This window comes from Streptantibioticus ferralitis (assembly GCF_029223525.1).
GTDB classification, from domain to species: Bacteria; Actinomycetota; Actinomycetes; order Streptomycetales; family Streptomycetaceae; genus Streptantibioticus_A; species Streptantibioticus_A ferralitis.
In genome coordinates, this window is sequence record NZ_JARHTQ010000003.1 from 204,961 (window position 1) to 219,628 (window position 14,668).

Below are 14,668 nucleotides of genomic sequence, written 5' to 3' on the forward strand. Positions count from 1 at the left end.
CAATCGCGGAAATGACCGCAGCACCGGGCCAACGCGCCGTCGCGCGCCCTCATTTACACCTCGCGCCGCTCTGCACACGGGGCGCCGCCCTGGTTGCCGGTAGCGCGGGGCACCGGTGGTGACGGTCTTCGGTACGGCTCGTCGAGGGCATTCCCGGCAGCGGGTGATGGTGGCGGGGTGCTCAGGTGGCGGGTTGTTGAGCGGCAAACGGATTCCGCATCGAAGTGCAACCGGCCGTCCGGTTTTCAGCCGCCCGAGGCGGGTCGTCGGACACCGGTTCGGGCCGTCGGCGACCCACGCGGGTAACCGGAGCGGCATGGGGCGTTGCGCTTCCCGCCGGGCTCCGGCATTCTCCTGGAAACTCCGGGTACTAAGACCCACGGCGGGACGTCCAGCGGATCTGTGCAGGGACGCGCCGCCGCCGTACTCTGGAGGCAGCGGGAGGGCAACGCCCTTACCGGCCAATGTGGCCGATCCCGCGGTCACCGCTGTCCGTGTCCGCTCCAGCGGCGCCCTACCGCGTCGCCTTCGCCGAAAAACCCATCATGGCCGGTTACGAGCACCACGACCCCGCCGACGGCAAACCGCTCGCCGACTCGACGGCGAAACCCGAGGCGGCAGCGCAGGCGCGCCATTCTTGCGACCCGGCCTTCCGGCACGGTGTGGTCGTCGGCTTCGACGGCTCGGTCTCCAGCGAGCGGGCCCTTGCCTATGCGATCGGCATGGCCCGGCGGCTGCACTCCGGATTGATCATCGTCCATGTGGCCAACCGGCTGCCCGCCACCGTGTGGGCCGGTTGCGAGCCGCCGGTCTTCGTGGACGTCCCGGACCACCGCACCGAGGTGCTCGGCCTGGAACTGGCCTGCGCCGACTACCTGTCCGAGGTGTCGTGGATCCTGGTCGAGCGGGGCGGTGACATCTGCCACGAGTTGGAGGAGGTCGGCCGGGAGTACTCGGCCGACGCCATCGTCGTGGGCAGCACCCACGGGGTGATCGGCAAGATCTTCGGGTCGGTGGCCGGCCGCCTGGCGCGCCGTGCGCAGCGGCCGGTCATCGTGATCCCCTAGATAAAACGTTTTATCTGACCGTGGCCGACTACTCGACGGTCACCGACTTCGCCAGGTTCCGCGGCTTGTCGATGTCCCGGCCGAGCGCCAACGCGGCGTGGTACGCCAGGAGTTGCAGCGGGATGCCGAGCAGGATCGGGTCCAACTCCGGCTCGTTGCGCGGCACGACGATGGTGTGGTCCGCGACATCCTGCGGCTGGTGGCCCACCGCGAGGATGCGGCCGCTGCGGGCCTTGATCTCCTCCAGCGTGGCGCGGTTCTTCTCCAGCAGTTCGTCGTCCGGCACGATCGCCACCGACGGCACCTCGGGCTCGATGAGCGCCAGCGGGCCGTGCTTCAACTCCGAGGCGGGGTAGGCCTCCGCGTGGACGTAGGAGACCTCCTTGAGCTTCAGGGATGCCTCACGGGCCACCGGGTAGCCCCGCACCCGGCCGACGAACATCATGCTCCTGGCGTTGGCGTAGGCTCCGGCGAGCTTCTCGATCTCCTCCTCGCCGCGCAGGATCTCCGCGATCTGCTCGGGCAGCCTGCGCAGACCCGCGATGATCCGCTTCCCGTCGGCGACCGAAAGATCGCGCACCCGGCCGAGGTGCAGCGCCAGCAGCGCGAAGGCGACCGCGGTGTTGGTGAAGCACTTGGTGGACACCACGCAGACCTCGGGACCGGCGTGTACGTAGACCCCGCCGTCCGTCTCGCGGGCGATCGCGCTGCCGACCACGTTGACCACGCCGAGGACCCGGGCGCCCTTGCGCTTGAGCTCCTGTACGGCGGCCAGCGTGTCGTAGGTCTCGCCGGACTGGCTGACCGCGATGTACAGCGTGTCCGGGTCGACGACCGCGTTGCGGTACCGGAACTCACTGGCGGGCTCGGCGTCCGCCGGGATCCGGGCCAGCTCCTCGATCAACTGGGCGCCGATCTGGCCCGCGTGGTACGCCGAACCGCAGCCGAGGATCTTCACCCGGCGCACTGCGCGCGCCTCGCGGGCGTCGATGCCCAGGCCGCCGAGGTGCACGGTGGCGAACCGGTCGTCGATCCGGCCGCGCAGCACCCGGTCCACGGCGTCCGCCTGCTCGCAGATCTCCTTGTGCATGTACGTGTCGTGGCCGTCCATGTCGTAGCTCTCGGCCTCCCACTCGATGGTGGTCGGCGAGGCGGCGGTACGGCTGCCCTCGGTGGTGTACGTGCGGTACTCACCGGCCTTCAGGGTGGCCATCTCGCCGTCGTCGAGGGTGACGACCTGGCGGGTGTGCCGGACCAGGGCGGCGACGTCGGAGGCGACGAACATCTCGTTCTCGCCGATGCCGAGCACCACCGGCGAGCCGTTGCGGGCGACCACTATGCGGTCCTGGAAGTCGGCGTGCAGCACCGCGATGCCGTAGGTGCCCTCGACACGCGACAGCGCCTCCTGGACCCTGGCCTCCAGCGTCTCGGCGGCGGAGCGGCCGATGAGATGGGCCAGCACCTCGGAGTCGGTCTCGGAGGTGAACTCCACACCGTCCGCGACGAGTTTGGCGCGGAGTTCGGCCGCGTTGTCGATGATGCCGTTGTGGACGATGGCGACCTGGCCCGCTGCGTCCAGGTGGGGATGTGCGTTGTCGTCGCTGGGCGCACCATGGGTCGCCCAACGGGTGTGGGCGATACCGGTGGTTCCGCTGAATCGCTTCGGTACCCGGGATTCCAGTTCGCGTACCCGGCCCTTGGCCTTGACGGTCTTCAGTCCCCCCGACTTGCCGCTGATCACGACGCCCGCCGAGTCGTAGCCGCGGTACTCCAGTCGCTGCAGCCCCTCCAGCAGCAGCGGAGCAGCGTCACGTTTACCGATATATCCGACGATCCCGCACATGGATGCCGTCCCTCCCTGGTGTCGCCTGGTGCCCGTGGGGCGTGTGATGTGTGTGGTGCTCAGCCGTAGACGATGCGGCGCAGCTGGCGCAGCGAGAACTCCGGCGGAGCCACCGCGCGGTGCGGCAGCTCCTCGGTGATCCGTTCGAAGATCTCCGCGTTCGCCAGGCCCTTGGCCTGCAGTTCCCGGTGGCGCCGGCGCACGTAGTCCTCCGCCGACTCGTCGAAGTACGCCAGCACGTCGAGTACCACCCGGGCGGCCTCTCCGCGTTGCAGCGTCGTGGTCCGCACCAGGTGGTCTACGAGATCCTCGTGGGCAGTCCGGCGTTCGAGCACCGGACGATCCTGCGGGAGGGAGGGCCCGCAGTGCAACATTCCTGCCCGATATCGGGCAGGGGGCGCCCGATATTGAGGTTGCGTGGGGTGCGTGCTGGGAGTTTGTCCTGATTTACGCGGTGAGCCCCAGCTCGCGGGCGATCAGCATGCGCTGGACCTCGCTCGTCCCCTCGCCGATCTCCAGGATCTTGGAGTCCCGCCAGAACCGGGCCACCGGGTACTCGTTCATGAAGCCGTATCCGCCGTGGATCTGGGTGGCCTCGCGGGCGTTGGTCACCGCGATCTCCGAGGAGTAGAGCTTGGCGAGCGCCGCCTCCTTCTTGAACGGCTCGCCGTGCAGCAGCCGGGATGCCGCGTCCCGCCAGGCAAGCCGGGCGGTGTGGGTGCGCATCTCCATATCGGCCAGCTTGAACTGGATCGCCTGGTTGGCGCCGATGGGCCTGCCGAACGCCTGCCGGGTCTTGGCGTAGGACACCGACTCGTCGACGCAGCCCTGGGCGAGCCCGGTGGCCAGCGCCGAGATGGCGATCCGTCCTTCGTCCAGGATCCGCAGGAACTGGGCGTAGCCGCGGCTGATCTCGCCCAGCAGGTTGGCCGCCGGAACCCGGCAGTCGGCGAAGGACAGCTCGCGGGTGTCCGAGGCGTTCCAGCCGACCTTGGAGTACGGCGCCGCGACGGTGAAGCCCTGGGTGCCGGACGGCACGATGATCGAGGAGATCTCCGGACGGCCGTCCGCCGAGCGCCCGGTGACGGCGGTGACCGTGACCAGTCCCGTGATGTCCGTACCGGAGTTGGTGATGAAGCACTTGGTGCCGTTGATCACCCACTCGTTGGTGGCCTCGTCCAGGCGCGCGGTGGTGCGTGTGCCGCCCGCGTCGGAACCGCAGTCCGGCTCGGTGAGCCCGAAGGCGCCGAGCAGCTCACCGGAGCACAGCCGGGGCAGCCACTCACGCTTCTGCTCCTCGGTGCCGAACCGGAAGATCGGCATCGCACCCAGCGATACCCCGGCCTCCAGGGTGATCGCCACCGATGAGTCGACCCGGGCCAGCTCCTCAAGCGCCAGGCACAGCGCGAAGTAGTCGCCGCCCATGCCCCCGTACTCCTCGGGGAACGGCAGCCCGAACAGTCCCATGCGTCCCATCTCGCGCACGATCTCGTACGGGAACTCATGGTGTTCGTAGAACTCCCCGATCTTGGGGGCGATCACATCGTGGGCGAACTGCTCGACGGTGCGCCGGAGTTCCTCGTATTCGGCGGGTAGCCGGTGGTCGATCGTCATGGAGTTCACTCCTTGTGGGAGAGGGCGCGAACGGTACGGGACGGGCTTGGTCGGCCCAGGTGTGCCGCCATCCACACGCTGGTGGCGGTGAGGCGGTCGAGGTCGACCCCGGTGTCGATGCCGAGACCGTTCAGCATCCAGACCAGGTCTTCGGTGGCGAGGTTGCCGGTGGCGCTCTTGGCGTAGGGGCAGCCGCCGAGGCCGCCGGCCGACGCGTCCACGGTGCAGACGCCCGACTGGAGCGCGGCCAGGGTGTTGGCGAGGGCCTGGCCGTAGGTGTCGTGGAAGTGCACGGCGAGCCGGTCGGCGGTCAGCCCGACCTCGTGCAGGGCGGCGAGCAGCTCGGTGACATGGCCGGGGGTGGCCACCCCGATGGTGTCCCCGAGGCTGAGCTCGGTACAGCCCAGATCGAACAACCGCCGGGCCACCTGGACCACCTGGCGGACCGGAACCGGTCCCTCCCAAGGGTCGCCGAAGCACATCGACAGATAGCCGCGCACCTGCGCGCCCGCGTCTCTGGCCCGCGTCACCACCGGCTCGAACATGGCCAGCGACTCGTCGACGGACCGGTTGAGGTTGGCCTTGGCGAACGACTCGGTGGCGCTGCCGAACACCGCGATCTCGTCAACGCCGAGCGCCAACGCGCGTTCAAGGCCGCGCTCGTTGGGGACGAGTGCCGGAAGACGCGCGTCCAGCCCGGAGAGCATCGGCATCAGCTGCTCGGCATCGGCGAGTTGGGGCACCCACTTGGGATGCACGAAGCTCGTCGCCTCGATGGTCTTCAGGCCCGAGGCGGCCAGACGGCGGATGAACTCCGCCTTGACCTCCGTGGGGACGACCGCCTTCTCGTTCTGCAGCCCGTCGCGGGGACCGACCTCGTGGATCCGCACTCGGTCCGGGATGTCCTCGGACGGAAAGGGCATGGGCAGGCCAGCGGGAATGGGTAGCCCGGAGGGCTTCGATGAGGGGTGGCGGTCGGGCGCCGGGTGGGTCGTCATGACTCCTCCTGCGGGGCCGCGGTCGGGGTGACCACGGCGAGTACCTGGTCCATGGCGACCGTGCTGCCCGGGGTGACGTCGATCTCGGTGACTGTGCCGTCGTGCGGGGCGGCGATGACGTGCTCCATCTTCATCGCCTCGACGACCAGCAGGCTCTGCCCGGCGGTGACCTCGTCCCCGGCGGTGACCTTGACGACGGTGACCGTGCCGGGCATGGGCGCGGTCAGTGTGTCGGTGCCTCCGGCGCCCGCCGCGCCGCGCAGCGCGGCCTCGACGGGGTCGTGGCCGTCGACGTGCCATGCGTCGCCGTCCCGGCCGAGCCAGGTGCCCGCATGGCGGAAGACGTGTGTCACGCCGTCCCAGTGCAGTATCACCCGGTCCCGGTCGGTGTGCAGTTCGGCGGGCACCGGCTCGGCGCCGCCGATGCGGACCTTGCCGGGGCGGACGCCCACGGTCACCGGTTCATGCCCTGGCACCCGCAGATGGTGCTCGGTCCAGGCGGGCTCGCCGCCCAGCCGCCAGCCGCTGGGCACGGAGAACGGATCCGTCCAGCCCTCGGCGTTCGACGGAGCCGCGGCTGCCGGAGCCAGTGCCGCCTGCCGTAGCAGCGCCGCCGCCGCGTACACCTCGTCCGGGACTCCTACCGGAACCAGCGAGGCCGCGTCCCGGTCGATCAGACCGGTGTCCAACTCGCCGGAGGCGACGGCCGGATGCTCCAGCAGCCGCCGCAGAAAACCGGTGTTGGTGTCCACACCGAGCACCACGGTGTCGGCGAGCGCGGCGCGCAGTCGGCGCAGTGCCGTACGGCGGTCCGGGCCGTGTGCGATCACCTTGGCCACCATGGGGTCATAGGCGGTGCCGACCTCGGTGCCGAGCGCCAGCCCGGAGTCGACCCGAACGCCCTCGCCGCCAGGCTCGCTGAGCGCCAGCACCGGCCCGGCCGAGGGCAGGAAGTCCACCCGCCCCTGGCCTTCCGTCCGCGGAACCCCGGCGGTGACCCGTGCGGTCTCGGCGCAGATCCGGGCCTCCACCGCGTGCCCGGTGAGGCTGATGTCGCCCTGTCCGAAGGACAGTCGCTCTCCGGCGGCCACCCTCAGCTGCCACTCGACCAGGTCGAGTCCGGTGACCAACTCCGTTACCGGATGCTCCACTTGGAGCCGGGTGTTCATCTCCATGAAGCAGTAAGCGGACGGGTCCGCGCCGGGCACGATGAACTCCACCGTGCCCGCGCCCAGATAGCCGCAGGAACGAGCCGCCTGTACGGCCGCCGCGCCCATGGCCGCCCGGGTCGCCTCGTCCAGGAGGACGGACGGCGCCTCTTCGATCACCTTCTGATGGCGGCGCTGCAGCGAGCATTCGCGTTCGCCGAGGTGGACCACCTGCCCATGGGCGTCGGCCAGCACCTGGATCTCGATGTGCCGGGGGCGGTCGATCCACCGCTCGACCAGCAGTGTGTCATCGCCGAAGGAGCCGCGGGCCTCTCGCCGGGCCGCGGTGATCTCCTCGGCCAATAGCGCCTCGTCGCGGACCAGGCGCATGCCCTTGCCGCCGCCGCCCGCCGAGGGCTTGAGCAGTACCGGGGTGCCGATCTGCCGGGCGGCGTCGATGAGTTGGGCGTCGGTGAGCCCGCTGCCGTTGCTGCCGGGGACGACCGGGACGCCTGCCTCCCGTACCGTCTCCTTGGCGCGGATCTTGTCGCCCATCAGCTCGATCGCGCTGGCCGGTGGCCCGATGAAGACCAGCCCGGCGTCCTCGCATGCCTGGGCGAAGGCCGCGTTCTCGGCGAGGAAGCCATAGCCGGGGTGGACCGCCTGGGCGCCGGTGCGGGCCGCCGCCTCCAGCAGCCGCTCGATGGACAGATAGCTCTGGGTGGCGGGCGGCGGCCCGATGCGTACCGCCTGATCGGCCTCCCGCACATGGCGCGCCTCGGTGTCGGCGTCGCTGAAGACGGCGACCGAGCGGATGCCCAGCCGCCGCAGCGTACGGATCACCCGGACGGCGATCTCGCCCCGGTTCGCCACAAGGACCGTCTCGAACATCTGGTGATCCCCCCTACATCCGGAAGACGCCGTAGCCGGGAGCCTGCACGTCTCCAGAGAGCCCAGCCCGTTGTGGAGTGGGCGCGTTGGCGCAGGCCGTCAGGGCGAGGCCGAGTACCGTGCGGGTCTCCAGCGGGTCGATCACCCCGTCGTCCCAGAGTCTGGCCGTGGCGTAGTAGGCGTTGCCCTGGGTCTCGTACTGGGCGCGGATCGGCGCCTTGAACCGCTCCTCGTCCTCGATCGGCCACTGCTCGCCCGCCGCCTCCATCTGGTCCCGCTTGACGGTCGCGAGCACGGAGGCGGCCTGTTCGCCGCCCATCACCGAGATCTTGGCGTTGGGCCACATCCACAGGAAGCGGGGGGAGTAGGCGCGGCCGCACATCGAGTAGTTGCCGGCGCCGTACGAGCCGCCGATCACCACGGTCAGCTTCGGTACCCGGGTGCAGGCGACGGCGGTGACCATCTTGGCGCCGTGCTTGGCGATGCCGCCCGCCTCGTACTGCCGGCCGACCATGAAGCCGGAGATGTTCTGCAGGAAGAGCAGCGGGATGCCGCGCTGGTCGCACAGCTCGATGAAGTGCGCGCCCTTCAGCGCCGACTCTGCGAACAGGATGCCGTTGTTGGCGACGATGCCCACCGGGTGGCCGTGCAGCCGGGCGAAGCCGGTGACCAGCGTCGTGCCGTACTCCGCCTTGAACTCGGCGAACCGGCTGCCGTCCACCAGCCGGGCGATGACCTCCCGCACGTCATAGGGGGTGCGCGAGTCGACCGGGACCGCGCCGTACAGCCCCGCGGGGTCGACGGCCGGCTCCTCCACGGGGGCGACCGACCAGGGCAGCGGCCCGCGCTCCGGCAGCGTGCCGACGATGTTCCGCACGATGCGCAGTGCGTGGGCGTCGTCCTCCGCCAGATGGTCGGTCACGCCGGAGACCTTGGAGTGCACCTCGCCGCCGCCGAGCTCCTCGGCGGTGACGACCTCGCCGGTGGCCGCCTTCACCAGCGGCGGACCGCCGAGGAAGATCGTGCCCTGGTCGCGCACGATCACCGCCTCGTCGCTCATCGCCGGCACGTAGGCGCCACCGGCCGTGCAGGATCCCAGGACCGCCGCGATCTGCGGGATGCCGCGCGCCGACATCGTCGCCTGGTTGTAGAAGATCCGGCCGAAGTGCTCCCGGTCCGGGAAGACCTCGTCCTGGCGCGGCAGGAAGGCGCCGCCGGAGTCCACCAGGTAGAGGCACGGCAGCCGGTTCTCCAGCGCCACTTCCTGGGCGCGTAGGTGCTTCTTGACCGTGATGGGGTAATAGGTGCCGCCCTTGACCGTGGCGTCGTTGGCGACCACGACGACCTCGCGGCCCGCCACCCGTCCGATGCCGGCGATCACCCCGGCCGCGGGTGCCTGCCCGTCGTACATTCCGTCCGCCGCCAGCGGGGCCAGCTCCAGGAAGGGCGAGCCCGGGTCCAGCAGACCGTCCACCCGATCGCGCGGCAGCAGCTTGCCGCGCGCGGTGTGCCGGGCGCGGGCCTTCTCGCCGCCGCCGAGCCGGGCGGCGGCCAGCTTCTCGCGCAGCCCGGCCGACAGTTCGGCATGCGCCGCCGTATTGGCCGCGAAAGCCTCCGATGCCGGATCGGCCGCGCTGCGCAGCGCGGGTGGTGCCGTGTCACGCATGCCCTGGAGCCCCCTTGCTCACGGACCTGAACGCTCAACCTTCGGTCCGCGGCGCCTCGGCCGCGGATGTCGCCGGTGCACACCGGCGGTGGATCTTGGGACGGTGGATCTTGGGACGGTGGATCTTGGAGATGGATGTTAGTGGTCGTTAACCTACTGCCCCCAGGTTAACGCTCGCTAACGACGTTGTCTAGAATCTCTGTCATGCAGCCGACCAAGGCCGGGGTGGCCCGGCGCGAGCAGATCCTCAGAGAGGCCGCGCAGCTTTTCGCCGAGCGGGGGTTCCACGGCGTCGGCGTCGACGAGATCGGCGCCGCCGTCGGCATCAGTGGCCCCGGCCTGTACCGGCACTTCGCGGGCAAGGAGGCGATGCTCGCCGAACTGCTGGTGGGCATCAGTGGCCGCCTGCTCGCGGAGGGCAAGCGGCGGGTCGCCGAGGCGCCGGACCCCGAGGCGGCCCTCGACGCCCTGGTCGGCGGCCACACCGACTTCGCCCTGGACGACCGCCCGCTGATCACCCTGCACGACCGCGAGCTCGACCGGTTGCGCGAGTCCGACCGCAAGCTGGTGCGTCAACTCCAGCGACAGTACGTCGAGTTGTGGGTGGAGGTGGTGGGGCAGGTGCACCCGGGCGCCACCGAGATCGAGGTGCGGGCCGCCGTGCACGCGGTCTTCGGTCTGCTGAACTCCACCCCCCACCTCGGCCGGCCGGGCGCGCTGCCGGACCGGGGGGCCACCAGCGAGTTGCTGCGCCGCCTCGCGCTCGGCGCGTTCGCCGCCCTCGACGGACCGGGCTCCGGGTCGTCCGCCCTGGGATAGTCCAGCCCTGGACAGATTCCTAACCGGGAAGTAACTTGCTGAGCGCTTGCTTAGGCTGAAACTCGCCCATGGGGAGGCGCACAGTGCGGCGCACGGTTTTCAACGAGGACCACGAGGCGTTCCGGTCCACGATCCGCGACTTCATCGCCACCGAGGTCGCCCCGGTGTACCACGAGTGGGAAGAGGCCGGGCACGCACCGCGTGACTTCTACTACAAACTCGGTGAGCTGGGCGTCTTCGGCATCGAGGTGCCCGAGGAGTACGGCGGCGCGGGTGAGGTGGGCTTCAAGTTCAACGCGGTCATCACCGAGGAGCTGGCCCGCGCCGGGGTGAGCTTCGGCGGCAGCGGCGTGCACACCGCGCTCTGCCTGCCGTACCTCCTGAAGTACGCCGACGAGGAGCAGAAGAAGCGCTGGCTGCCGGGGTTCGTCAGCGGCGAGATCATGACCGCCATCGCCATGACCGAGCCCGGCACCGGATCCGATCTCGCCGGGATGAAGACCACCGCGAGGCTGTCCGAGGACGGCACGCACTACGTCCTCAACGGCGCCAAGACCTTCATCACCGGCGGTGTGCTCGCCGACCGTGTCCTGGTCTGCTGCCGCACCTCCCCGCCGGACCCGGCGGACCGGCGCGGCGGAATCTCCATCCTCGTGGTGGACACCAAGAGCGAGGGATACGCGGTCGGCCGCAAGCTGGACAAGCTGGGCCTGAAGACCTCCGACACCGCCGAACTGTCCTTCACCGACGTCAAGGTGCCGGTCGAGGACCTGCTGGGGGAGGAGGGCAAGGCGTTCGCCTACCTCACCCACAACCTCCCGCAGGAGCGCCTCGGCATCGCCGTCAGCGCGTACGCCCAGGCGTCCGCCGCCGTGCGGTTCGCGACCGAGTACGTCAGGGAGCGCACCGTCTTCGGCAAGACGGTCGCCGAGTTCCAGAACACCAAGTTCGTGCTCGCCGACTGCAAGGCCGAGGTGGACGCCGCGCAGGCGGTGGTCGACCGGGCGCTGGAGGCGCATGACGCGGGCGAGTTGACCGTGGCCGACGCCGCCTCCGCCAAGCTGTTCTGCACCGAGGTCGCGGCCCGCGTCGTCGACAAGTGCCTCCAACTGCACGGTGGTTACGGCTACATGATGGAGTACCCGATCGCCCGGCTGTACGCAGACACCCGCGTCACCCGCATCTACGGGGGCACCAGCGAGGTCATGCGGTCCATCATCGCCAAGTCGCTCGGTCTGTGAACACGACGACACGATGAGCGAACCACTGCAGTCCCTGCTCGAACTGCTCGACCTGGAGCGGATCGAGCGGGACATCTTCCGGGGGACCAGCCGGGCCGCCCTGGTGCCGAGGGTCTTCGGCGGCCAGGTCGCCGCTCAGGCACTGGTCGCGGCCGGCCGCACCGTACCCGCGGAGCGGCACGCGCACTCCCTGCACGCGTACTTCCTGCGCCCGGGCGACCCCGGCGCTCCGATCGTCTATGACGTCGACCGGATCCGCGACGGCCGTTCCTTCACCACCCGGCGGGTGGTGGCGATCCAGCACGGCCAGCCGATCTTCCACCTCTCGGCGTCCTTCCAGACCTACGAGGACGGGCTTGAGCACCAGGAGCCGATGCCGCCCGCGCCGGACCCCGAATCGCTGCCGACCGCCGAGGAACTGCTGCCCAAGCACGCCGACCGCTTCCCCGACCCCACCGTCGTGGACCGGCTGCTGGAGGCCCGCTCGGCGGTCGACCTGCGGTACGCGGAGGATCCGCCCTTCCTCACCGCCGGGCAGCAGCGTGAACCGCGCTCACAGGTTTGGTTCCGTACCCGCGGCAAACTCGACGACGACCCGCTGCTGCACGTCTGTCTCGCCACCTATGTGTCGGACATGACGCTGCTGGACTCCATCCTGCTCGCGCACGGCCGCGGCGGCTGGGCGGTCGGCGACGTGGTGGGCGCGAGCCTGGACCACGCGATGTGGTTCCACCGGCCGTTCCGTGCCGACGAGTGGCTGCTGTACGACCAGCAGAGCCCGTCGGCGTCGGGTGGCCGCGGTCTGGGTACGGCGCGGATCTACACGCGGGACGGACGGCTGGCTGTCTCGGTGATCCAGGAAGGCCTGGTCCGCGTTCCGCGTGCTGGCTACTCCGCGAGCCCGGCGGCCGACAGCAGGTAGGCGGTCATCGGCTCGTAGTAGTGCGGTGCCACATGGTCGTCCAGCGGCACCGTGACCATCAGCGAGCCCTCCGCCTCGCCGACGAACAGCGCCGGGTCGTTGCAGTCCGCGTAGCCGATCGCGTCGATGCCGCGCTGGCCCGCGCACCCGGCCCAGCCGTGGTCGGCGACCACCAGCTGCGGAAGCGGGCGTCCTTCGCGCTCCATCGCGTCGAGGATGGCCGCCATGGGCTCCGGCGAGTGCGTGTGGACGAGCGCGGCGGTGCGCAGCACCATGGCGACGCCGCCAATCTGCAGCACCCTGCCGTCGTCCGCGTACAGGCCCTCGGGAATCTCGGTGATCTCGCACCCCGCGTCGCGCAGCGCGGCCGCGGTCGCCTGGTGGACGCCGAGCAGTCCGCCCGGGTGGCCGGTGGCGAACAGCACCCGCTGCTTGCCCGCCGCCGCCTTGCGCAGCGCGACGGCCATCCGGTCCAGGGCCTCGACGGTCAGTTCCGGGTCGATGATGTCCTGACCCGAGCGGTGCTCGGGGTCGGCGACGACACCGCAGCGCTCGGCCATCAGCTTGAGCAGGGCATCCTCGTCGGACCAGCGGTCGCCGAGGTCCAGTCCCAGCCAGTAATAGCGGTTGCCGGACGCCAACTCACGGTAGTGCTCAAGGTTGTTCTCGCGGCTGGTGGCGACGGCCCCGGCGATGCGGGTCCGTAGCAGGTGGTCGATCAGGGCCTGGCGGGACGGGGTGCGAACTGTCGGCATACGACCCATTGTCTCGTGCCCGGGAACGGACGTACGACGAGCCGTCGATTGAGACGAAGGCGTGACCCTACCGGGCGGTTACACATAGCGCAGCGCGAACCACAGATCCGCGCGTACCTCCGCGTCGTCGAGATCGGCGTCGAGCAGTGCGCAGGCGCGGGCGATGCGCTGCCGAACGGTGTTGCGGTGCACGCCGAGCGCCACCGCGGTGCGGTCCCAACTGCCGTGCAACGAAAGCCAGGTGCGCAGGGTGCCGGTCAGGGCCGCGGAGTCCGCGATCGGGGCGAGCCGCGCGACCGCGTAGGCGCGCGCCTCCTCTTCGGCCACCAGCGCGGCGAAACCGGCTCGTGGCGAACGGTGCCGGTCCAGCCCGGCCCGGTTGGCGACGGCCCGGCGCAGCGCCGCGGCGGCCTGCGCGTCGGCGGTGGGCAGCCCGCCCGCCGGTACCGGCTCGCTCACCCCCAGCGTCCAGCCGGGCCGCGCGGTGACCTCCCGTCCGGCGGGCAGCAGTGCCCGCAGCGTGCCGCCATCGGCGTCCACCAGCGGAGTGCCCAGCGCTGCCGCGAGCTCCCCGGCGGCCAGTGCGTCCCGCAGCTCCGCCTCGCGGCGGCGCTCCGCCCCGTGCGGCGGGCTCGCGATCGGCGCGGCGCCTCGGCGGCGGGCGTGCACCACGGTCCAGTGCGGGTCCGTACCGTCCGCCGCCGACGCCGTGGCGAGCAGCGGAGCGACCTCGTCAGGGGATCCGCCCAGCAGCAGCCGGACCAGCGCCGCCGTCCGTCGCTCGTCGCCCGCGCCCCGGTAGGGGCCGGTCAGCAGGGAGAGCAGCACCGCAGCCATCGCCGCGATCGCCTGCTCGCGGAAGTCCCGCCGCTCGGCGGCCAGCACCAGTACCGGGCTGCCCTCGCCCGGACCGCCGCCGGCCAGCGCGTAGGCGGCGAGCCGGGTGCCGCCCACCGTGTCGGTCGCGGACGCCGGTGCTCCTGTCCGGTCCGGCCGCACCACCGCGGCCAGCGCGGTGAGTGCGGTGTGCACCTCGGCGGTCACCGAGTGCCCGGCCACGTACAGCTCCGCGCCCCGCGGGTCCAGCAGCGCCGCCCGCGCGTCGAGGTGGTGGGCGAGCTGGCGCAGTACGGCGGGTACCGGGTCGGGGCGGGCGGCGGCGGAGGCCAGCCCCTGCTGCGCCTCGGTGATCCGGCGCAGCTCCCGGTGCCGGGCCTCGGCCATCGCCTGCCACACGGCGCGGGCGATGGCGGTGAACGGGGTACGTGGCGGGACCTCCACCAGCGGCAGCCCGTAGCGGTCGCAGGCCGCCACCAGGGCGGGCGGCGTCGTGTCGTGCACCGGCGCCAGGCCGAAGCCGAGGGCCGCCGCGCCCGCCTCCACCGTCCGCGCCACATAGTGCTCCAGATACCCGCCGGAATCGCCGGTTCCGGCGCCGTCCGCGGCCGAGCCCCCGGCAGCGCCCCCGCCGGGCTCTCCGGCTGCCTCGTTCCCCGCGAAGTGCACGCCCGCCGTCAGCAGCAGCTCGCCGCCGAGCAGATAGGGCACCGGATCCGCCATCTCACTGGTGTGCACCCAGTACACGGAGACCTCGTCCGCCGGCGGCCCGGCCACCTGCCGCAGCCCGAGATCAGTGCGGAGCAGCAGCGATGACAGGGGGACCGCCGTGGTGGGGGGCGTCAGCTCCGACATGGATGATCCATC

At 71.1% G+C, this 14,668-nt stretch carries 12 protein-coding genes; 4 read left to right on the top strand and 8 right to left on the bottom strand.

From position 1 onward, the window contains the following. The first annotated feature begins 545 nt into the window (after positions 1–545). Complete coding sequence (locus P2L57_RS06645) at positions 546–1,067, top strand: universal stress protein (protein WP_275810142.1); 522 nt, start codon at positions 546–548, stop codon at positions 1,065–1,067. Between the two features lie 28 nt (positions 1,068–1,095). Here the strand turns inward: P2L57_RS06645 and glmS are convergent, their stop codons facing one another. The 6 genes from glmS to P2L57_RS06675 all read right to left on the bottom strand — a co-directional run bounded on the left by glmS (position 1,096) and on the right by P2L57_RS06675 (position 9,227). Beyond that, positions 1,096–2,910: a glutamine--fructose-6-phosphate transaminase (isomerizing) gene (gene glmS / locus P2L57_RS06650; protein ID WP_275809764.1), complete on the bottom strand. Its 1,815-nt coding sequence runs from the start codon at positions 2,908–2,910 to the stop codon at positions 1,096–1,098. A gap of 59 nt (positions 2,911–2,969) precedes the next feature. Beyond that, positions 2,970–3,245: a hypothetical protein gene (locus P2L57_RS06655; RefSeq protein WP_275809767.1), complete on the bottom strand. Its 276-nt coding sequence runs from the start codon at positions 3,243–3,245 to the stop codon at positions 2,970–2,972. 112 nt (positions 3,246–3,357) lie between these two features. Further along, entirely contained in the window at positions 3,358–4,524 is a 1,167-nt protein-coding gene (locus P2L57_RS06660; protein ID WP_275809770.1) for an acyl-CoA dehydrogenase family protein, read from the bottom strand. 5 nt (positions 4,525–4,529) lie between these two features. Further along, positions 4,530–5,447: a hydroxymethylglutaryl-CoA lyase gene (locus tag P2L57_RS06665; RefSeq protein ID WP_275810145.1), complete on the bottom strand. Its 918-nt coding sequence runs from the start codon at positions 5,445–5,447 to the stop codon at positions 4,530–4,532. Positions 5,448–5,518: 71 nt separating this feature from the next. Next, a complete protein-coding gene (locus P2L57_RS06670; protein ID WP_275809773.1) occupies positions 5,519–7,561 on the bottom strand; it encodes an acetyl/propionyl/methylcrotonyl-CoA carboxylase subunit alpha in 2,043 nt (680 codons plus the stop codon). Positions 7,562–7,574: 13 nt separating this feature from the next. Continuing rightward, positions 7,575–9,227 carry a carboxyl transferase domain-containing protein gene (locus P2L57_RS06675; RefSeq protein ID WP_275809776.1) on the bottom strand — a complete coding sequence of 551 codons (1,653 nt, stop codon included), beginning with the start codon at positions 9,225–9,227 and terminating at the stop codon, positions 7,575–7,577. Between the two features lie 204 nt (positions 9,228–9,431). Here P2L57_RS06675 and P2L57_RS06680 point away from each other — a divergent pair, with 204 nt between their 5' ends. From P2L57_RS06680 to tesB, 3 genes are all read left to right on the top strand, one after another. Further along, positions 9,432–10,046 carry an SACE_7040 family transcriptional regulator gene (locus P2L57_RS06680; protein ID WP_275809780.1) on the top strand — a complete coding sequence of 205 codons (615 nt, stop codon included), beginning with the start codon at positions 9,432–9,434 and terminating at the stop codon, positions 10,044–10,046. Between the two features lie 83 nt (positions 10,047–10,129). Further along, complete coding sequence (locus tag P2L57_RS06685) at positions 10,130–11,287, top strand: acyl-CoA dehydrogenase family protein (protein ID WP_275809782.1); 1,158 nt, start codon at positions 10,130–10,132, stop codon at positions 11,285–11,287. 13 nt (positions 11,288–11,300) lie between these two features. Then, positions 11,301–12,209: an acyl-CoA thioesterase II gene (tesB, locus tag P2L57_RS06690; protein ID WP_275809785.1), complete on the top strand. Its 909-nt coding sequence runs from the start codon at positions 11,301–11,303 to the stop codon at positions 12,207–12,209. On the opposite strand, the gene P2L57_RS06695 is transcribed toward tesB, so the two are convergent. Together P2L57_RS06695 and P2L57_RS06700 are read right to left on the bottom strand one after the other, a co-directional pair. After that, positions 12,176–12,964 carry a phosphatase gene (locus P2L57_RS06695; protein WP_275809788.1) on the bottom strand — a complete coding sequence of 263 codons (789 nt, stop codon included), beginning with the start codon at positions 12,962–12,964 and terminating at the stop codon, positions 12,176–12,178. The genes tesB and P2L57_RS06695 overlap by 34 nt on opposite strands. A 78-nt stretch (positions 12,965–13,042) precedes the next feature. Continuing rightward, entirely contained in the window at positions 13,043–14,656 is a 1,614-nt protein-coding gene (locus P2L57_RS06700) for a PucR family transcriptional regulator (protein ID WP_275809791.1), read from the bottom strand. Between the last annotated feature and the right edge of the window lie 12 nt (positions 14,657–14,668).